Source organism: Nostoc sp., from assembly GCF_036919675.1.
GTDB lineage: Bacteria > Cyanobacteriota > Cyanobacteriia > Cyanobacteriales > Nostocaceae > Nostoc.
In genome coordinates this window covers 68,628-89,345 of record NZ_JBALCP010000116.1, presented here as the reverse complement: position 1 = coordinate 89,345, position 20,718 = coordinate 68,628, and the positions used below count along the sequence as shown (strand labels likewise).

Here is a 20,718-nt window from a genome sequence, read left to right as displayed (position 1 = left end):
TATCCTTATCCTCGCAGCAGTTGTTTAACTGTTCCTACCAACTCGGTTGGTTGAAACGGTTTGGCTATGTAGGCGTCTGCACCCTGCTTCATGCCCCAGTAGCGATCAAATTCTTCGCCTTTGGAAGAACACATAACCACAGGGACATTTTGGGTTTTTGGATCGGATTTTAACCGCCGACAAACTTCGTAGCCGTTCATCCGGGGCATGACAATATCCAATACCACTAAATCGGGAGGTGCTATTTGAATTGCCTCCAATGCTTCTAATCCGTCACTGGCATGGGTCACTGTTAAGCCAGTTGCTTTCAGGAGGTCTGTAATCATCTCCCTTTGCGCGATACTGTCTTCCACAATCAGAACTGTACTCATAAGTGTCTATTTACCTCCTGATGTAGACGTTCCTACTTGGAACATTCCCTGATTCCTCCGCAAGGATTAACTGTATAAATTAATTCTATTTTTCACTATTTTCCCGGATATTGACGTTTCACTGAGTTGGCTGACTCTGTGATAACATCTTTTAACTCATCTTTTAGTAGATCAACAAATCTTCGATCTCTTCATGTGCCCATGCCGTCTCAATTTTGGATTAATGCGATTGCTATAGATTGTTCAATCCCTTCGGCTTGGTGCAGTCCACTCCTGGGGGAAACCCCCAGACGCTCGCGGACTCGCTCTAAGCGTTCGCGTAGCGTCTCTAAGAGTTGCCATGCCGCAGGCTTTACGCTGCGCTATCGCCCTTGGCGTCTCCCCTTCTCCCAAAGGGAGAGGCTAACGCCAAGGGAGAAGACCGCGCTGCTTCACCAAAATCCAAAATCCAGAATCTAAAATTCTTCTGCCCCATGACGCCACTTGCTTTAAGCGGGGGAACCCGGACAACGCAGTGGCTCCCCTATGCCCAATTTTCATTGGTTGTTGATATATTTCTGGACGAGCATAAGTAACTCAGTGTCTGTAAACGGTTTTGTTAAATAATCTGTTGCCCCGACCATACTAGCTTTGACTCGATCAATAAATCCATCTTTACCAGTAAGCATAATAATCGGTATGAGCCGAAATGCTGTTGAATGTCGCAGCATGGCGCAAACCTCGTATCCCTCCAATTCCGACATGGCAATATCGCATAAAATTAAATCCGGCTTGAGTTGAAACACCAGACTCATTGCCTCTAAAGGATTGGTGAGAGCGATCGCTTCATATCCTTGTGGTTGTAAGATGGAATTTACAGTCTCACCGATGGCGATCGCATCGTCAATACATACTATCCGCCCCCTCTGTTTTCCCTTCAATTCCCAGCTATCCGTGTGGGTATCTGGTTTAGTCGTCTCTGAATATACTAGTTGTAGCCAACTCTGTTGCACATATGGATATATTGCCTTAGCGACTGTCAAAATGTCTCGGTTGAGATAGCGAGCCAGTTGACGCAAGGATGTTTTACCATCAGCCCAATGTTGTAGCTTATTTACGGTTGCTTCTGGTAGCGAGGATTGTAGCTGAACTTTGTCAGATAGCACTGGCAATTGTTCTGGAGACTGAATGTGTGGATACAGTTGCTTCCACTCTTGCACTTGCTTCGTAATTTTTGTAACAAATGGAGCAATCTCGAAAGTGTTTAATTGCGGGGCAAGTGCCGCACCCTGATGGAAAATGAAGTTACCTTGGTGTAAACTCAGCAGGTCAAAGAGAGTTTCATGCACTAAGCCGTGAATGATACTACCAGCTATCTTTGGGTTGATGATATTCCGCTCCAAGAGTGCCCAAAGATACGCATACTCTGGCGCGTCGGTTGATGGTAGGGAGGCAATTTGTTTGTCGGTAAGTCGCATCTCTACTCGGTAATGACGTAAATAATCGCTAATTCTGGATAAACTACTCTCACCTTCTTGACAATAGATGATTTCACCATTGAGGAAAAACACGAACCAAGACTGTTGTTGGAGACGATAAATGCTTGCTCCATCTCCACCCAGTCTGTTGTTATGGTGAGAGCTATGAGCTTCCACCCATAGTTGCCCAGTTCGCTGTCCCAACTCAATCAATTGCAGGATACTGCAAATATCAATTTCATTTAAATTTCCCTGCATTTAGCTAAAAAGTGCTCCTTAAGTATTGCTGAATTTTGAATTGTGAATTCTGGCTTCTTCTTTAAGTATTGATTATGGAGTATTGGAATATTTTTACTCTGTATCTTTATTCTCATCCGAGAATACATTAAGCTATAAACCTTAATTTTTCGTAATACACTTCGACAAAGCTAGTGTTAACACGGAAGTCATCATCACTGTCATCAGTACAAAATATAAAGGCGCGACTAATTCGCTTTTATAAGTATCAAGACGTAACATCTCGCGTCTATAGTTTTGTCTGTCTTGTTCTCCTAAACTTCAGTTCAGTGAGACAAGTTAACAGAATTATTTAAGGTATATCCCAAAACATGAACTTTAAGTGCATCAATAAGGACTAACGGTGTGCTGTATTTAGCAGAAGTACAAAAACAGAAAGGTGGTTTACTTAGTGGCGGTGCCAAAACCGAACTGAAACTGCTAGCTTGTCAGCGAACTGACCAGAATTGGAGTACTGTGTCGGAAGAAGTGATTGCTGCTGAGGACGCAAGCAAATTAAATGATGGTGCTTTGGTACTAGTTGAACTAAATCCGAATCGTCAAGTGCAGCGGATTCAAGAAGCAGGGCGTCCACTAGTGAACATTTTGCAGAATTTTTCCCGGCAATTGGAGAAATTTAAGCTCAAGGAAGATGAGATTGATCAGTGGAAGCAGTCGCTGACGTTTCAGGCGCAAGAGTTGAATCGCCGTGAAATGGACATGGAAGTACGCTCAGAACAGTTGCAACAATTGGAGGATGAGTTGCAACAACTTGAGGAGCAAAAACAGAAAGTTGACACATCCCGCCAAGAAATTGAACGGTTACAAACAGAAGTTGAGCGCAATCGCCAGGAATTGGAAGGCGCTTGGGAGCATTTGCATGGTGAGCAGCGTCGCCTGGAGGAGCGTCAAGCGGATTTCCAACAGGGGACGGTTTTAGATGAGGAGCAAAGTCGGGTAATGAGTGAGTTACTTGATCGCTTATCTAGTCGTGCTGCTCCCACGGAAACAGTCAGAGAACACCTGCATCTGGCTTTTGAATTGGTTCAAAAGCAGCAAGCTACTCTTACCCCCCACTGGCAAAAACTGGAGGAGCAAAAAACTGCGATCGCTCAACAGCAAGAAGAAGTTGAGCGTTTGTCACAAACTTTTAGCGATCGCCAAAATGCATGTCTTGAAGCACAAAATTCTCTAGTTCAGCAAACAGCCCAATTACAGATAAATACAGCAGACCTTACTAGCAAGCAAGAGTATGCTCGGATAATCAAAGAGCAGTTACGAAACGCCGAAGAGTTATATCAACAGATTCACTCTTTAGCAGCAACATCTGGTGATGTAGTTCTCGGTCAACAAGCTGATGTGGAAGCTTTGGATAAAATGCCTTTAGAAGAACTACAAAAAATAGTGCAAGACTTGCAATATAAGGTGCAAATAGACGCTAGCTTTGTTCACGATCAAGAACAAGAACTGACATATAAACAAGAAGCTATAGAAGAACTCCAAACTAAAATAAATCATGCATCTGACCATGACCACATCAATTTGGAACTGGAACTAACGGATGAAAAAGACCTTTACCAGATGCTAAACTCCAGTTTGGTGGGACAACGCCGCAATATGCTACAGCATCAGAAGTTTCTCAAGCAACACCAAACTGTACTGCTACGGCGGCAAGGACATACTCTTACTAATGAAGCAGAAAGTAACAACAAAATTAATTTAGAACCGATTCTGTTACAAATTGAAAACCAGCGGCAACAATATTCACAGGAAATCCCAAAACTGGAACGGGAAATTGAGCAGATTCGTTCTGGTATTGAGCTAAATCAGGGAATGATTGACAATCAAACTCACGATCTGGATGAAAAGCGCCAAGAACTCAAAGCGATCGAGGAAAACTTGCTGTCCCTGCAAAGAACAACTGCTGAGTACTGGGGTCGGGTTAATTTGTATCAAGAAGCACTACAACCAATTCAGGATTCACTCGATGGCTTACGGCAAAAGCTGCAAGAAATTGGAGAATCTTTGGAGCAATTCCAGGAAACTGGTGATTATCAACTCCAAGCGATCGCCCAGTTGCGTCATACTCTCCAAAGTTTAATATCTCAGCCAAAATTACTAGCGTCTTAACAAGTTCTGAGGATTTGGTGAGACAACTTGCTCTGAGCAACAACAATTCGACCCTTGTGTAAAATGTACTGATATGTTAAAAGACTAGGCTAAAAACATGATTAGATTCAATTCCTTTGATAATAGAAATGAAAATTTGTGGGGATATGGTACGAATCCTGAGTATGAAGTTGCAGGAATAACTTCTACAGAAGTAAAGTTGCAACAGTACGTAGAAGATAACTCAGCAATTCTTAAAAGAGGCTTTTGGGCTAAGAGACATTTAGGAGTAATTTTAGTGATTTTTGATATCACTTTACCTAAATTAATCTTTATAGATAAATCTACATTAGCCATAAACTTACCTGACAATGTTGCTGCTGACGCGCTGAACTTCTTAAACTCAAATGGAAGATTACATACCTACAGTGATGGTTTGATTGTTATTGGCCAACTAGGTAATGATTACTCTATTCAGGATTATCCACTTCATGGACGTGATGTAGGCCTAGCTTATCTTGTGGAATGATAATCTTTAATTTAGGTATTCTATTAGCAATTAAATTATTGAAAACTTAGGAACTACTATTATGATTTGAATGGGCAATTTTGAATGTCCAAAGTCCAATAGTATAAGTCTTAACTCTTAACTCCTAACTATTTCAAACAGATCCAGTCGCCTTCTACTTGAGCGATCGCACCACCAGGAAATGGATCAGTTTGCGATCGGTTTGGCGCTATAATTAAAGCCGTTAATTTTTCAATGTGTTCAAAACTTGCCGCATCAGTCAGTATTTGCTGCAATACCTGACGCATCACGCGACGTTGCAATGCCAATGGTGCTTTTTGCAATACCCGACGATTTAACCGTAAGGGAAGAAGAGGAGTAAGGGAATCTTCTTCATCCCCCATTCCCCATGACATCGCCTTTTCTCGCAACTGCTGGGCAGCTTTTTCTAAATATTCCACTTCTGCTTGGAGAAGTTCTGCTGTTTGGGCTAAGGCTGATTCTACTTGAGGATTGAAATTATCGCGCAAATATGGTAATAACTCTTGGCGAATGCGGTTGCGGGCGTATTGCAAATCTTGATTGGTAGAATCTTCCCAAATTGGTAATTTAAACTCTTGACAAAATTGCTCTGTTTGTGATCGAGTGATTTCTAAAAGTGGACGCACTAGCATAATGCTCGTAGTCAGGGAGCGTTGCCAAGTCAGGGCTTGTAAGCCATCAGCACCAGTACCGCGAATTAAGTTGTAGAGAAGAGTTTCGGCGCGATCGCTGGCGGTGTGTCCTGTAACTATATATTGATAATTATTTGCCTGAGCGATCGCACTTAAAGCTTGATAGCGCCAATCGCGTGCAGTAGCTTCACTATTTATAGGTTGGTTAGCTGTTTCTAAATAAAAGGATATACCCCAAGTTTTAGCTAAGTTTTCGACGTGATTAGTATTAGCTTGGGAGTCAGAACGCCAGCGATGATCACAGTGAGCAATACCCAAATCCCATGCCCATTTGGATTGTAAATCTAAAAGTAATTTTATTAAGCATAGAGAATCTTGTCCACCGGAGACAGCGATTAATAGCCGCTGGTTGCGCTCAAATAAGTGGCGCGATCGGATAGTGCGATGGATTTTTGCGTGTAGAGGAGTCCATACCATTTTTAGAACTTCTCATAGTTTTTGGATTTGACTTGCAACAACAACTTGTTTAACAGTTAACGCTAGTTCGGGGAAAGTAGTAGAGATAATACGCTCATTGCTCGTAAACTTTTGGACTTGGTACTGGCCGTCAACTAACTGGTAAACAAAAATTGTGGGGAGTTTGGGATTACCGAGATAAGCACGAGAAGCGATCGCCAGATAATCTACAATCCAATACTCAGGGATACCAAGTCGCTGATACTCATCTAGCTTGTCAACGTAATCATCATCCCAGTTGGTTGAGGTGACTTCTACAGCAAGTTGAATCGGCTCAATCAGCGCCCCGTATGCTAGTACATTGCTGTTCCATTGTGATGCACTAACTACGCTCACCTCTGGATTTCTACCTCGTTCTTCCTCAGTATCAGTAAACGTCCTGATGATGATATCTTTGTCAGCAATATATTCAAGTCCTAAGCGTCTAATTTCATCATTGAAGGCAAGCATTAAAAACCTTGCCACATTCTTATGCGCTCTAGTTGGCTTCATTGGTATAATCTCTCCGTTGATCAGTTCGTAAATACCATCATCAGGGTATTGCTCTAGAAACTCTTCAAAAGTTAGTTTTTTAACTGGAGTTTGAACCATATTGTTCACCTGCTAAAAAAGGACTTAAATTAATTTGTAATTGATAATTACGCTCCTACATTGTTAACGTAATTCGTAATTTTTGAAACTCAGATTCAATCTGGGTTTCTAGGTTTGCGTCTGTTGCCTTATTTTAGGCAATTCTTGCAACACAAAGTAAATAATTTTGCAATCCTCTGTGTGTATGAGCGTGAACCTTATCCTCAATTCAACGCATAATATACAGAATCTTGTATAAATTCGTAGGTGATTTCATGGCAGAAATTCAAGTCGGTATTGAGGGTGAAGGCGCACCAGCAGCAGCCGAGGCTTTGCTAGAAATTCCTGGAATATCGGGAAGCTATGAAGTTCCGACGCAAAGAGAGGCGACTCTAGCAGCTATTGCTACTATTATCGGGATTGTGGGTGGTGCTGCTGCTTTAGCTGAACAAATCCGCAAATGGTATCAAGAATGGCATAAATCCCATCCAGGAAAGCAATTTGATGTGGTAATTCTTGACCCTGATACTGGAAATAGGATTTTACTGGAAGAAGCTACTATAGAGGAAATCACGGAAATCCTCAAATCTATCAGCAAATAAGTGCAAACTATCCGCATTCAACTTCGGGAAAGTACGCAGGAAACAGTTGAACTCAGGTATTGGCTACCTCAAAAAAATAACTATGAATCACGTCGTCTGAAACTCGCAGAAATCGCTGATTTACTCAAGCAAGGCGAACGAGATTACTATAAACTGCTGCCCAATTTACCAGGAATCGGGCAGCAGTTATTTTTTTGGTTGGATGGGGATGGGCGCTGGTTGAGTCGGGGAATTGCTGAGTGTCGCGGTGAGGGGTTGGTAATTGCCATTGATACTGATAAACAACTGGCGCATCTACCTTGGGAAGTGCTGCATGATGATAAGGATTTTTTGGTAAAGCGCGTTAATCCGGTGATTTTGCCTCTGCGCTGGATTGAGAAAGAAACGGCAGGGTTTTCTGTGGAAGCACGACAATTGCGAGTATTGTTTATGGCAACCGACCCGGAAGACGTGGAACCAAAGTTAGATTTTGAACAGGAAGAGGCGAAAATTCTGCCTGATACGCGAGATTTTGCTGTAGATTTGCGGGTGGAAGAAAGCGGTTGCGTCAGCGAGTTGGGTAAGGTGTGGAGTCGCTATTTTAATGACTTTGATGTGTTTCACCTCACAGGACACGCCTCAATTACTCCTGGTGAAGCGGAAAAGAACCCCACCCCCAACCCCTCCCCGCAAGCGAGGAGGGGGGAAGGTTTAGAGGCGAATACGCCTTATTTTGTTACTGAGACGGAAATTGGGGAACGTCACGAAACCACGGCGGCAGAACTTGCGGAAGTCTTCCGGTTTAGATTTCCCAAATTAGTGTTTTTATCTGGGTGTCGTACCGGACAAGCACCAGATAAAGGGGCTGTCGCTTCAATGGCTGAGGCACTAATTGCACAAGGCGCGAGGGCGGTTTTAAGTTGGGGGCGGCCTGTGGAAGATCGCACAGCTACAGCCGCCGCCGCACACCTCTACGGCAAATTGGCAGCCGGATATCAATTAGCTGAAGCACTCGCTAGCACTTACCAGCAGTTGTTTAAACAGAATGTGCGTGACTGGCATTTGTTGCGGTTATATATTCAGGGAGAATGTCCCGGTGCGTTCGTGGAAGTGTTGCGAGATTTGCCACTCTCTGCGCCGGAACCTGCTTATGAACAGTTTTTAGATCCCGATACCCAACAGGTGCGGGTGGCGAAACCCTCTGAGTTTGTTGGGAGACGGCGGACTTTGCAACGTTGTCTTAAAGCGATTCGCATTTCATTGGGGGTACTCATTCACGGAATGGGGGGTGTGGGTAAGAGTACTGTGACTGCGCGACTATTAGAAAGGATGGTTGGCTATCACAGGCTGGTGAACTTTCGGCAACTCGATGAAGACAAATTGCTCAAAACCCTTGCTGAACAATGTACTTCCGAACGGGGGCATGAAATTCTCAATGGCAAGTTACCTCTGATGCAGCGCCTCACCAAGTTTTTCCAAGAAGGACTGAATACCAAAGAACAGCGCTTTGCTTTTGTGCTGGATGACTTTGAGGCCAATTTGGAATTACGAAATGGGGTTTATGTCTTGCAACCACAAGTTGTAAATGTACTGCTGGCGTTGCTGAAGGCGATTCAAAATTCCCAACTTCCCCACAAGGTAATTATTACTTGTCGCTACGATTTCCAATTGTCGGAACTGAATCATCGTCTCTACCGCGAACCTCTGGGGGCTTTGGGTGGGGCAGATTTAATTAAAAAGTATAATCGTCTCAATTCGTTTAATGGCACTTTGGTGATTGATGCAGAATTGCAGAAACTCGCCAAAAAAGCAGCAGATGGAAATCCTCGGCTGTTGGAATGGTTGGATAAAATTCTTTCTGAAAACATTGCAGATAATCTTGCCACAATCTTAAAGAAGATGGAAATGGCAGAAGAAAAATTTCGTGAGAATATCTTGGCTGAGGAATTGCTGAAGCAGCAAACTCCAGGTTTGCGGAAAATGCTGGGTAAGTTGTTGGTGTATGAGTTACCTGTTCCTCAAGCTGCTATTTCCCCGATTTGTGAGGATATCTCAAGTTGGGAAAGTCATATTCAACGCGCTGAAATTTTGGGTTTGTTGGAAGTTACGCTTACCAACAACGGAGAGAGGTTGTATCGGGTTCCCCGGATTTTGTCACCGTTGTTAGAGTTTCCAGAAAACCCCAAGAGTGAAGAGTTGTATAAACAAGCTGCACAAATTTTGTATTGCCTGTGGTGGGAAGAGGCGGAAAGTTCTACAGAAGCACAAAAGTTAGAAATTCATCGCTTGGCTTTGTTGGGGAAGGATGGAGAAATTGCTGTAAAAATAGCAGATCATTTGACAAGTCGGTGGCATAACAGCAGTAGATTCAGAGAATCAGTAAAAACTTGCCAAGATACCCTAGAAATTTTTAAGGACTATCGTATTCTGCATAATCTAGCTCGTTCTAAAAAAGAACTTGGCGATACGGATCAGGCACTACAAAACTACCAACAAGCTTTAGATTATTGCTCAGAAGACGATACAAAAGAAAAAGCTGCAATTATTCTTAACCTAGCAATTCTCTACGGCGACAAAGGGGAAGTGGAAGAAGCGATCGCACTTTTCAATCAATCTTTGGAAATAAGTGAACGCATTGGTGATATCCAAACCAAAGCGGCGACGTTGTACCAACTGGGAATTTTCTACACCAAAAAAGGGGAAGTGGATAAAGCAATCCCATTCTACAATCAATCTTTGGAAATGTTTGAATGCATTGGTAATTTCAAAGGCAAAGCGGCGACGTTACACTGTCTAGGATATATCTACGCCGACAAAGGGGAAGTGGATGAAGCGATCGCACTCTACAATCAGTCTTTGGAAATAAAAGAACGCATTGGAGATGTCCAAGGCAAAGCGGCGACGTTGCACCAAATGGGAATGATCTACGCCAACAAAGGGGAAGTGGAACAAGCGATCGCACTCTACAATCAATCTTTGGAAATATTTGAATGCATTAATAATGTCCAATGCAAAGCGGTGACGTTGCACCAAATGGGAATGATCTACGCCAACAAAGGGGAAATGGATCAAGCGATCGCACTCTACAATCAGTCTTTGAAAATAACTCAACGCATTGGTGATGTCCAAACAGAAGCATCGACGTTGCACGAACTGGCAGCTATCTACGCCAATAAAGGGGAAGTGGAGCAAGCGATCACACTTTTCAATCAGTCTTTGGAAATAACTCAACGCATTGGAGATGTCCGAACTCAAGCAATGACTCTGTGGTGGTTAGGAGATTTGGCAGAACAGCAGGGTGAATACACTAAAGCGATATCCTATTTGCAACTAGCTTTAGAGATTTTGCAGCGATTGAAGTCACCACACGCTGAAAGTGTGAGTGCAAGTCTTGATAGGGTAATGCGTAATTTGTAAAATGTCCAAGGCAAAGCGGCGACGTTGCACCGGCTAGGACGTATCTACGCCAACAAAGGGGAAGTGGAGCAAGCGATCGCACTCTACAATCAGTCTTTGGAAATAGAAGAACGCATTGGTAATGTCCAAGGCAAAGCGGCGACGTTGCACCGGCTAGGACGTATCTACGCCAACAAAGGGGAAGTGGATGAAGCGATCGCACTCTTCAATCAGTCTTTGGAAATAAAAGAAAGCATTGGTGATGTCCAAGGCAAGCGGCGACGTTGCACGAACTGGGAGGTATCTACGCCAACAAAGGGGAAGTGGATGAAGCGATCGCACTTTTCAATCAGTCTTTGGAAATAAATGAACGCATTGGTGATGTCCAAGGCAAAGCGGCGACGTTGCACCAACTGGGAGTTCTCTACGCCAACAAAGGGGAAGTGGATGAAGCGATCGCACTCTACAATCAGTCTTTGGAAATAACTGAACGCATTGGTAATGTCCAAGGCAAAGCAATGACTCTGCGGAGGTTAGGACATTTGGCAGAACAGCAGGGTGAATACACTAAAGCGATATCTTATTTGCAACCAGCTTTAGAGATTTTGCAACGATTGAAGTCACCGGATGCTGAAAGTGTGAGTGCAAGTCTTGATAGAGTGCAGCAGAAAGTAGAGAGTGAAGAAGATTAGCTTATATCTTGCACAATTCTCGATTAGCACTATCGCCCGCCCAGAAATAAATTTCAGCGGCTCATAGCCTAAGTCCACTCAAGTGGACTGTAATTTTTTACCAGTCGTCTTTAGACGACTTTAACTATTAGCCTCAGAATTTATTCTGAGGCGGTTATTGCAACTAATTCGTAATTATTAATTACAGCTTGGTGTTGAAAGAATACCGAAAGATTTTTTGTCTCATCCAGAGGCACAGACAAGAATGCCAATACAGTTCAGTTAGCGCCAAAAAGCTTAAACTGGGTAGGTTGGGTTGAGGAACGTGCGCTTTGCTTAACCCAACCTACAATTTTTCTTAACTGAACTGTATTGACAAGAATGCAAGAGTGCGGTTTTAGTAATTGAAAACTGCTGTAATGAGTCTTTAATACTCGCGGACGAGTCTTTGATACTCGCCGACGAGTCTTTGATACTCGCGGACGAGCCTTTTATACTCGTGGACGAGTCTTTGATACTCGTGAATGAGTCTTTGATACTCGTGAATGAGTCTTTGAACTCCATTAATGAACCTCAGAGCTTCGTTGATGAACCTCGGAGCTTTGTTGATGAACCTTTGAGCTTCATTCGTGAACCTCAGAGCTTCGTTAATGAGTTTTTATACTGTATGACTTTAATTATGATACAAATACGTTGGTAGGGGCACGGCAATGCCCATTGGTGTCAACTTCAGCTCAAATGCATATCCCACAGGCGTTTTACCCCCCTTAATCCCCCCTTAGAAAGGGGGGAAACAGGAAATTTATTTCCCTCCCCTTGGAAAGGGGAGGGTTAGGGTGGGGTAACGCGGATCGTGATGGGAAGCCAGAGAACTGAATATCACGTCTTGACAAGGGTTTCACCTTAAGTTGACACGCATGGGCAATGCCGTGCCCCTACGCGAAATCTATATGTATCAGGGTTTTAGTGAAATGGTATGCAATTCAGGACAGAGAATTAGGATCTATGCCGAGCGATCGCAACTGTTGGACGCGTTGTAATTCTTGCTGTGCTTACTCTGCTTCTTGTTGAGCTTGTTTCACCTGTTCTTCTGGTGTTAAAAACCGTTCACCTTGCTCGTCATAACAATACAACCACTCGCGGGGAATGCCTAGATAAGTTCCCCGTTCCATGCCAATAGCTAAACCTATCTCTGGCAACCAAACGCGATCGCCATCATGTAATTCATAAGCATTTTATAAATGAATTTTGATAGCAATTTAAATGAGACAATCAGGATCTATGCCAAGCGATGTCTAACGACAAGCCGCTGCGCGTTTACGCAATTGTTCTGCTAATAATTGAGCTTGTTGTTGGGCTTGCGGGGCTTGTTCTTGCCACGCTTTTTAAGGCTACCGTGTATACACAAGTCGTATTACCCCCCTTAATCCCCCCGATGTATTGGGGGGAGATCGGAAATCTGGTTCCCTCCCCTTTCTAAGGGCAGGGTTAGGGTGGGGTAATACGAGAGTCCAAACCCAGGTTCGTAAGATATTTCCGACTTGTGTGTACACCGTAACTTTTTAAGGGGGGTTGGGGGGATCAGAAACTTATGGGGCAACTCTAGAAGACTTGTGTTTACACCGTAGACTAGCAGAAAGTGACTAAGGTTCTCAGACTTTAGTGTGATCGCTCATTGGGTATTCGTTTTCTACTTGTTTGAGTTGTTGAAAAATTTCATCAAGTGGTGACTCAGATTCATCAGGACAAAATTCTAAAGCAAGTCTAACTTTTCCTTTTTTCCATCCAAAAGTACTAAATTGCAAAACTTCACAATTTAATCCTTGGGTATATAAATTTACTTCATCTGTCTCTTCTGCTCCAATAAATTCCTTAATTGCTGTAATCAAATCACGGACTTTAAAGGTTTTAGCAATATTTAACTTATTAAAAGTGTCCGGTTCTATAGACACAACTTCATCATGGTTTAGTCTCTCGAATCCATCTTCCATAAAAATCTCCTGTCAATAAATCTATATTTTCCAGAGATATAACAGTTCATCCGAAACAAAATGATGATTTTATAGATTTAGTGCTGCTCAAATAACAATTCAGTAATAATTTAATGTCCAGTAAATTAGCCTATAGTTCTCGCGTTACCCCTCCCCTTACCAAGAGGAGGGTGCGCGGTAGCGTGAGTGAGGTAGTTTTATTTAAACGGTTACTAAAAGAACCAACCGTAAGAATGTAAACCTTTACCTAACAGATTCACACCGAGATAGCAAACCCAAACAACAACAAAGCCCGTCGAGGCTAAAATTGCGGGACTGCGCCCTTGCCAACCGCGAGTGATTCGGGCGTGGAGGTAGGCGGCGAACACTAACCAGGTGATTAATGCCCAAGTTTCTTTGGGGTCCCAACTCCAGTAGGAACCCCAAGCTTCGTTAGCCCAAACGCCACCGGCAATAATCCCAATTGTCAGCAGGGGAAATCCTAGTCCGATGATGCGATAGCTGATGTTGTCGAGGGTTTCGGCAAGGCTAAGGCGCTGGGGTGAAAGGGGTTCGGCTGATACTGCTACAGTTTGAGGCTCAGAGGTAGTTACTAAATTCAAAACAGCGGTGTTAGCATTACCGTTGGCGTTGCCGTTGCTACTAGTTTCAAAACGAGCAAAGCCGTTATTTTCGGCAGAAGGGGCTGGTGGTTGAGAAATTAGTTCAGATGCTTTGTGTAAGCGGTAGCCGTTGCTGCGATAGCCACCAGTACCTACAGAACTACCTTGTAGTTGGATGTTTTTACCACGAGTAACAACTAAAAAAGCGATCGCTAATAACGCGCCCACCATCAAAGCAGAATAACTCAACATCATGACGCTGACATGCATCATCAACCAATTTGATTTCAAGGCAGGTACTAGGGGTTCTGACGCTTGCATCTGGGATGGTAATGTCATGGTAGCAAAAGCAGCGATCGCCATTGCCACAGGAGCTGTAACAACTCCTACTAAGCGGCTACGGCTACTACTTTCGGCAATTAGATGGACTGTGGTAATTCCCCAAGTTAAGAAAAACAGAGATTCATATAAATTACTTAAGGGAAAGTAACCAGCTTCTATCCATCGTGCCCCTAGTAGAGTAGCCATGCACAAATTAGCGATCGCCATCCCAGCTGTCCCCAAAGCGGCTAGATAAGGGAGATTCGGAAAAGCCGCTCCTCCCCAATACACCAGCATTGTCAGGAATAATATGGCAAAGGAGGCATTGTCCAGCCAGTTCTGGAGTACAACTAGATTCATAAAGTGTTCTCTCCGTGGATGATTTTAAATATGGATTCTGACTGTTCTGATCCTATATGCTTACAGGGTCATCAAACAGGGGAAAGTTATGAGTTAGAAGACGCGATAATCGCGTCTGTTATAAATTAATAATTTTTAATACCATTTCATTTTAACGTTGCTACAGATGATATCGCTTTGAGGTAAAGACACACCAGACGCGAAGATTGATGTATAGCAAGATTTTTGATAATTGGTACAACTCCTAACTCCTGTACAGACGCGATTAATCGCGTCTCTACTCCTAACTTTTCCAATTGCTGTTATGGAGAAATTGTAGATGGTGTAGCAGAACTGCTCTTACTGCTTTCTGGACTAGGTAATGTAGTCATGTTGGTAACTTTTTTGAGTGCGATAAAAATGTCATAACGGTTACTGCGACTATCGCTGACAGCAGATGTCATCCCAATTGAGCGCGTTGCATCAAGCAAAGTTTCTTGATTGGGAATTAGAGTTGGTAAAGGGAAATTTTTCACAGTTCGTTCCACATCCAAGAAAAATTGACCATTTGTCGGATTTAGTTCTGTAGGAACTGTTTGTTGGAAGGGAAGAGTGCTAGCTAGTGTGTTGTTGGGTTGGGGAACAATTTTATCAGTGATCGGAGCGCCCACTACTAGAAAGGCGACATCTCCATCTAACCAGCCGTGGGTGGCAGTTAACGTACCATAAGGTGAAACCCAGTTAACAACGGGTTGACCTGCGACTTTTGCCGATTGGACTTGGAACTGGTATTGATTTCTCATCACTTCATCGAGCTGTTTTATGGATGCTTCAGCTGATTGGCGATTGCTTGCCTGTACCATGAACACTAAACCCGCGCGAAAATCACCTGGTGAACCTTGTTTTGGAGTAGTAGGAATCACTGATAAGGAAAATTCGCCTTTCATCCAATCGAGCAAATCCTTATCTAAATCGAGATTGGTAAGAGATTTTATCCCACCTCTGATCTGTTCTGGTGCGATCGGCGAGAGGGGATTTCCCTGAGATGTTAAAACGTAATCTCCCCACAACCGCTGCAAGTTACCGCCAGAGAGCATCATTAAGGTTTCCGCTGGGACACGGCTTTGCATTTTCCCAGCTTTGTTTTCCACCGCCAGCACCCGTTGACTATTAGGGTTTAGCCAAGAAACGCCCTTGAAGCGAATTCCTTCTGGCTCTAAGGTCATTGTCCCCGCTAAACCTTGGTTATTTTGCAGTTGAGCCAAAACTTGAGCAGGTAAAGGGCGGTTTGGAGAAGCTGCGGCTATTTTGGCTGCTGTTGGCACATTTACGTAAAACTGGGCAAAGGGTTGGTAATTGGCAATTTTCGGAAAATTCTCAGCAAAGCCCCCTGTTGTAGCTAGGGATGTTTTATTTTTGTAGGCGTCAATTGCTCGTTCTGTGGCTTTGGGACTATCAGTTATGACTAAAAAACGCCCATCTACTAATGCCGCTGAGAAGTTCTCCCCTGCTTGTCCCTGACTTTGTTTGATGGCGATTCCTTGATAAGTACGGTCAATCCATTTGCCTTGTTTAAGGGTTTTCGGTCGTGCCAAAATGTTTTTGGCGATTTCTGGGTCTTTCACTGGCAATACTATTACCATCGACTGCTGATCGTTAGCAGTATCTTCATCGGTGGTAGCAACTGGTTTGGGTGCAGGTTTACTCGCTGTGTCTGGGGCAAGAAATGCGATTGTGACGTCATCGCCTACCCAAGGAGCGACATCTTTGTGGAAGTCGTAACCATTATTAGTCAGAAAGCGATCGCGCAATTGTACTAAATTTTTATCCAGTTCTGCTTGGGTTTCTTTTGTCCCAAACTGCCGCAATTTCTGCCACTGCTGGGGATCTGTTGTCAGAGAAACCGCAAACAGGGCATCACCAGGAATAATATTTGCACCTACTAGCAAATCGTTGGAAGATAGTTGTCTCTGGCTTAACAACCAGTATGCTGCGCTCCCTGCACCAATCAATAACCCAGCAGCGGAGAGCGTCAGCACCAAAGACGGTTTCTTATTTTTCTTCATCGGAACAGACACAAGAGGCGGTGCCATTGAAACCTATACCTTATACTTGCAAACTCATTACTTGTTTGATTGGTTAAGTTAACCAAAAACTTTTTCGTTATCTAGGGCAGTTAACTGCATAAATTTCTCCATCCTAGACATAGATGATATTTCCGTAATAAACCTTCCCGAGTCTTTAAAAAGCTGTGTTTTTGGCTCAGTTACCATTTTTAACACGCTTTGTTGAATTTCGTAGGACGTTTCCCTAAGATTAATTTCTCAGTCGGAAAGTTTCCGCAAGTGAATCTGTTAGTCCAAGCAATTTGAGAATATAACTAACTGGACAAAGCTGCAAGTCATGATTAGCTGACATTACTCTGGGTTGGCAAAGCTTTTGTTCGTTCCACAGAAAGGAATATGAAGTACTTTGGCTACAATTTTTAATGAGCGATCGCATCTTTTAGATGGATAATATGGTAAGCAAAGCTATGCCCTGAAAGCTTATCGCCTACCTATACTTGCAACTCAAATCCAGGTAATATATCTTCTCCAGAAATAATTGCTGGCATTTGCACAACTTCTACAGCCTTCAAAAGTTGGTAAATTTCCACTTTTGCATCTTGAGGATTAATCAGCCAACCCAAACGCAGACCATTTTTGATGTATTCCTGCATTTTCTCTTGAATCGATGCAAGCCGATCTGTCTCTGAACGCAGTTCAATCACAAAGTCGGGTACAAGTGGCGGAAATTTTTTTCGTTCTTCTGGTGTTAAAGCTTCCCAGCGCTCCAATTTTACCCAAGCAGCATCAGGGGAACGTTTTGCACCGTTGGGAAGTATAAAGATAGTTGAAGAACTAAAAACTTTCCCTAATTTAGCTTGACGATTCCAATTATTCAAGTCTGTAATTAAATCTGCTTCTTGATTTCCGCTTTCTCCTCCTACTGGTGGCATAATGATTAATTCTCCGGCTGCATTCATTTCCAGGCTTAAATCACGATTGGCAATACACAATTGATAAAATTGCTCATCGGTTAAATGAGCAATCGGTTCTAGATTTAGCACAACAGTATTCATTAAACCTTTCCTCGTGCTTTTGTTGCTAACATCAGTCGGAAATTCTTGCTTGTTGGAAGATTTGTTGAGGTGTAATTTGCAACCCTTCAAATAAGGAGTTATCTAAATAGCAATCAAAACTCAAAAGCAATATTCTCTTCAGGCTTTTTACTGATTTTTTGAATTGAATTGCATAGCTCCCAAATATTTGGTTAAATAAGGCGAAAAAACTTCATAAATTAAAGTCAGTGGCTGTCCATGATGCCAAAACAAGTAATGGCGACCCCAAAAAGGCCCAGTTACATCAAAACCAGACTCTAGCGCCGATGAGTCACCGTAGTAAATTCCTCGAACATCCCGATACAACTCTGTGCGAAGACGAGCCAAACTAGCCCAAATTGGTAATGACCGGTTTTGCAAATATTCATCTACATGACTGGCTTCCCACCACGAAGTGGCGTAGGCTAATCGTTGACCAGAAGCAGTCCGCAGCCACACTTGTCGCCGTAGTCGTGGCCCTGGGACAGTTTGGATTAACTCAGGCGCACCATCCAAGTCCATGCCAATCAAGGACATATCAATCACATCTACTTCTACAGGCTCACCTGTGAGCAATTCTAGGTGACGTGTTGGAGAGCCGTCACCCAAAAGCATGAGTTGCCAAGCAGGTGCTAGCTGAGTATGAGGTAAACTTTGTTGAATTATTTCCTCCCCTCCTTGCCAAATCGGAGTGAGGCGATGCCAAGCTGCTGGCAGTCTTAAGTTGTTTGTGGGCGTAAAAGTAATACTCAATGCTTTTTACAAAACTTCACCTATCTCTATAAAAGCATAAAAAACCTTAGCTATACCCAGATTTAAGGGTCAACAGTCTAAGGTTTTTTGACCCTTGACTATTGACCCTTGACTAATAAACAAAATATGCGGATGGCGAGACTCGAACTCGCAAGGCAAAGCCACACGCACCTCAAGCGTGCGCGTATACCAATTCCGCCACATCCGCACGGGTTGTCTAAACATAGAATATAGCATAAGAAAATAATTATAGTAAGGTGATATCTAAAGTTATATTTCTCAAAAATATAAATTTCCTCAAGGCGGTATCAGACTGACAGAAATCTAGCCTCTGCACAAGTGATATTAAAAAGGATAGAGCTACTGTAGGAGGTGCGGTGCGATCGCAAAAGCCCATTTTGGCAAGCTAGCCAAGACTTACAGTAATTAAGACCCATAGAGGCAGCAAGCTTGCAATATGAAAGTTTGCTTAGAATCAGGGTGGCGAATCGACTGTGATAATTTGAATAATGCGAAAGCGTCGTTTCAAGTTGGATCAGAGAAAGTGTCAATCTACTGGTAATGATATCGAAACTAAAAAATGAAGTTTGACAAAATATTAATTGCCAATCGGGGAGAAATCGCCCTTCGCATTCTCCGCGCCTGTGAAGAAATGGGGATTGCGACAGTTGCGGTTCACTCTACCGTTGACCGTAATGCTCTTCACGTCCAACTTGCTGATGAAGCGGTTTGCATTGGCGAACCTGCTAGCAGTAAAAGTTATTTGAATATTCCCAATATTATTGCTGCCGCACTGACGCGCAATGCGACTGCCATTCATCCAGGCTATGGCTTTTTGGCAGAAAATGCCCGGTTTGCGGAAATCTGTGCTGACCATCATATTGCTTTTATCGGCCCAACTCCAGAAGCTATCAAGCTGATGGGGGATAAATCCACTGCCAAAGAAACCATGCAAAAAGCTGGAGTCCCGACAGTACCAGGTACTGAGGGGTTAGTAGAATCTGAGGAACAAGGATTAAAATTCGCCAAGGATATCGGCTATCCAGTGATGATCAAAGCCACAGCGGGTGGCGGCGGCCGGGGTATGCGCCTAGTTCGTTCTGAAGATGAATTTGTCAAACTTTTCCTGGCGGCCCAAGGGGAAGCAGGAGCAGCTTTTGGGAATTCTGGCGTTTACATAGAAAAATTTATTGAACGTCCCCGCCACATCGAATTTCAAATTTTGGCGGATAATTATGGTAATGTTATCCATTTGGGCGAACGGGATTGCTCTATTCAGCGCCGGAATCAAAAGCTACTGGAAGAAGCACCAAGTCCGGCTCTCGACCAAGACCTGCGCGAGAAAATGGGACAAGCTGCTGTCAAAGCTGCCCAATTCATTAACTACAGTGGGGCGGGTACTATCGAGTTTCTCTTGGATAGATTCGGTAAATTCTACTTTATGGAAATGAACACCCGGATTCAAGTAGAACATCCTGTAACAGAGATGATTACTGGAATAGACTTGGTTGCCGAACAAATTCGGATTGCCCAAGGGGAAAGACTCAAGCTTACCCAAGAGCAAGTAGTTTTGCGGGGTCATGCGATCGAATGCCGGATCAACGCTGAAGACCCCGATCACGACTTTCGCCCTTCTCCTGGACGGATTAGTGGCTATCTTCCCCCTGGAGGGCCTGGTGTTCGGATTGATTCGCACGTTTATACAGATTACCAAATCCCACCTTACTACGATTCATTGATCGGCAAGTTAATTGTTTGGGCCCCAGATCGACCCACTGCTATTAACCGCATGAAACGCGCACTCCGGGAATGTGCCATTACTGGACTACCCACCACCATCGGATTTCATCAAAAAATTATGGAAACTCCACAGTTTTTGCAGGGTAATGTCTATACAAACTTTGTGCAGGAAATGAACAGTTAAGAGGTTGGGGACTGGGGAGCAAAGGGAGCAGAACTATTGATTATTAATCAATATCCAATACAACTCTTGGAGAGGCAGCGCCAACGACGCCGGCTCCATCGAGCGAAGTCGAGATGCTCAGTACAAGTGCCCAATGCTCAATTCCCCATGCCCCATCCCTAATTAACACGAGATAGCATAGTCAGCAATCCTTGCTGACCTAGCAGGATTTCTCGCAGTAGGCTGAAGATACCAACCCAAATAATAGGTGTAATGTCCACCCCGCCTATAGGTTGGACTAGCTTTCGCAAGGGCACTAAAAATGGTTCAGTAGGCCAAGCTATTAAATTAAAGGGCAAACGATTCAGATCCACTTGCGGATACCAAGTGAGAATGATCCGAAATATAAATAAAAATGTCATCAGCCCTAACACAGGACCAAGAATCCAAGCAGTCAGGTCAACACCAGTCATCGGTTTAAGCTACTATCTATCTGTAAAGAAAGAAAAAACTTAGGCAATGGCAAGCCCTTCAGGTTCGC

The 20,718-nt window shown here is 43.4% G+C and carries 17 protein-coding genes and 1 tRNA gene; 7 read left to right on the top strand and 11 right to left on the bottom strand.

What is annotated here, in order from left to right:
* Positions 1-5: 5 nt before the first annotated feature.
* Together V7K49_RS26270 and V7K49_RS26265 are read right to left on the bottom strand one after the other, a co-directional pair.
* Complete coding sequence (locus tag V7K49_RS26270; RefSeq protein ID WP_069073698.1) at positions 6-371, bottom strand: response regulator transcription factor; 366 nt, start codon at positions 369-371, stop codon at positions 6-8.
* Between the two features lie 536 nt (positions 372-907).
* The gene (locus V7K49_RS26265) at positions 908-2,086 is read right to left on the bottom strand and encodes a response regulator (protein WP_335208228.1); all 1,179 of its coding nucleotides are present in this window, start codon (positions 2,084-2,086) and stop codon (positions 908-910) included.
* 384 nt (positions 2,087-2,470) lie between these two features.
* Between V7K49_RS26265 and hmpF the strand changes: the two genes are divergently transcribed.
* Together hmpF and V7K49_RS26255 are read left to right on the top strand one after the other, a co-directional pair.
* Positions 2,471-4,234: a pilus motility taxis protein HmpF gene (gene hmpF / locus V7K49_RS26260; RefSeq protein WP_335208227.1), complete on the top strand. Its 1,764-nt coding sequence runs from the start codon at positions 2,471-2,473 to the stop codon at positions 4,232-4,234.
* Between the two features lie 97 nt (positions 4,235-4,331).
* Positions 4,332-4,742, top strand: a complete 411-nt coding sequence (locus tag V7K49_RS26255) for a hypothetical protein (protein WP_335208226.1) — start codon at positions 4,332-4,334, stop codon at positions 4,740-4,742.
* Between the two features lie 128 nt (positions 4,743-4,870).
* Here the strand turns inward: V7K49_RS26255 and tilS are convergent, their stop codons facing one another.
* Together tilS and V7K49_RS26245 are read right to left on the bottom strand one after the other, a co-directional pair.
* Complete coding sequence (tilS, locus tag V7K49_RS26250; protein ID WP_335208225.1) at positions 4,871-5,872, bottom strand: tRNA lysidine(34) synthetase TilS; 1,002 nt, start codon at positions 5,870-5,872, stop codon at positions 4,871-4,873.
* Between the two features lie 12 nt (positions 5,873-5,884).
* Positions 5,885-6,502 carry a Uma2 family endonuclease gene (locus V7K49_RS26245; RefSeq protein ID WP_335208224.1) on the bottom strand — a complete coding sequence of 206 codons (618 nt, stop codon included), beginning with the start codon at positions 6,500-6,502 and terminating at the stop codon, positions 5,885-5,887.
* Positions 6,503-6,756: 254 nt separating this feature from the next.
* On the opposite strand from V7K49_RS26245, the gene V7K49_RS26240 reads away from it, so the two are divergent.
* The 4 genes from V7K49_RS26240 to V7K49_RS26225 are packed head-to-tail and all read left to right on the top strand — an operon-like array spanning position 6,757 to position 11,150.
* Positions 6,757-7,083: a hypothetical protein gene (locus V7K49_RS26240; protein ID WP_335208223.1), complete on the top strand. Its 327-nt coding sequence runs from the start codon at positions 6,757-6,759 to the stop codon at positions 7,081-7,083.
* Positions 7,084-10,479, top strand: coding sequence for a tetratricopeptide repeat protein (locus V7K49_RS26235; protein WP_335208222.1), 3,396 nt, complete (start codon positions 7,084-7,086; stop codon positions 10,477-10,479). It begins immediately after the preceding gene.
* A 24-nt stretch (positions 10,480-10,503) separates the two neighbouring features.
* Positions 10,504-10,824 (top strand): tetratricopeptide repeat protein, encoded by a 321-nt coding sequence (locus tag V7K49_RS26230; RefSeq protein ID WP_335208221.1) that lies wholly within the window; start codon positions 10,504-10,506, stop codon positions 10,822-10,824.
* Positions 10,743-11,150, top strand: coding sequence for a tetratricopeptide repeat protein (locus V7K49_RS26225; RefSeq protein ID WP_335208220.1), 408 nt, complete (start codon positions 10,743-10,745; stop codon positions 11,148-11,150). The genes V7K49_RS26230 and V7K49_RS26225 overlap by 82 nt, the downstream gene beginning before the upstream one ends.
* Before the next feature lie 1,631 nt (positions 11,151-12,781).
* Here the strand turns inward: V7K49_RS26225 and V7K49_RS26220 are convergent.
* The 6 genes from V7K49_RS26220 to V7K49_RS26195 form a co-directional block, all read right to left on the bottom strand.
* Complete coding sequence (locus V7K49_RS26220; RefSeq protein WP_334872953.1) at positions 12,782-13,120, bottom strand: KGK domain-containing protein; 339 nt, start codon at positions 13,118-13,120, stop codon at positions 12,782-12,784.
* Between the two features lie 212 nt (positions 13,121-13,332).
* Positions 13,333-14,403: a c-type cytochrome biogenesis protein CcsB gene (gene ccsB / locus V7K49_RS26215; protein ID WP_335208219.1), complete on the bottom strand. Its 1,071-nt coding sequence runs from the start codon at positions 14,401-14,403 to the stop codon at positions 13,333-13,335.
* A gap of 302 nt (positions 14,404-14,705) precedes the next feature.
* Positions 14,706-16,475 (bottom strand): DUF3352 domain-containing protein, encoded by a 1,770-nt coding sequence (locus V7K49_RS26210; RefSeq protein ID WP_335208218.1) that lies wholly within the window; start codon positions 16,473-16,475, stop codon positions 14,706-14,708.
* Positions 16,476-16,939: 464 nt separating this feature from the next.
* Positions 16,940-17,503 carry a Uma2 family endonuclease gene (locus V7K49_RS26205; protein WP_334872959.1) on the bottom strand — a complete coding sequence of 188 codons (564 nt, stop codon included), beginning with the start codon at positions 17,501-17,503 and terminating at the stop codon, positions 16,940-16,942.
* A 147-nt stretch (positions 17,504-17,650) separates the two neighbouring features.
* Entirely contained in the window at positions 17,651-18,274 is a 624-nt protein-coding gene (locus tag V7K49_RS26200) for a chorismate lyase (protein ID WP_335208217.1), read from the bottom strand.
* 127 nt (positions 18,275-18,401) lie between these two features.
* Positions 18,402-18,482, bottom strand: a tRNA-Leu gene (locus V7K49_RS26195).
* Between the two features lie 372 nt (positions 18,483-18,854).
* On the opposite strand from V7K49_RS26195, the gene accC reads away from it, so the two are divergent.
* Positions 18,855-20,198, top strand: a complete 1,344-nt coding sequence (accC, locus tag V7K49_RS26190; protein ID WP_334872961.1) for an acetyl-CoA carboxylase biotin carboxylase subunit — start codon at positions 18,855-18,857, stop codon at positions 20,196-20,198.
* 158 nt (positions 20,199-20,356) lie between these two features.
* Here accC and V7K49_RS26185 read toward each other — a convergent pair whose 3' ends face one another.
* Positions 20,357-20,650: a YggT family protein gene (locus V7K49_RS26185; protein WP_229462437.1), complete on the bottom strand. Its 294-nt coding sequence runs from the start codon at positions 20,648-20,650 to the stop codon at positions 20,357-20,359.
* Positions 20,651-20,718: the final 68 nt, after the last annotated feature.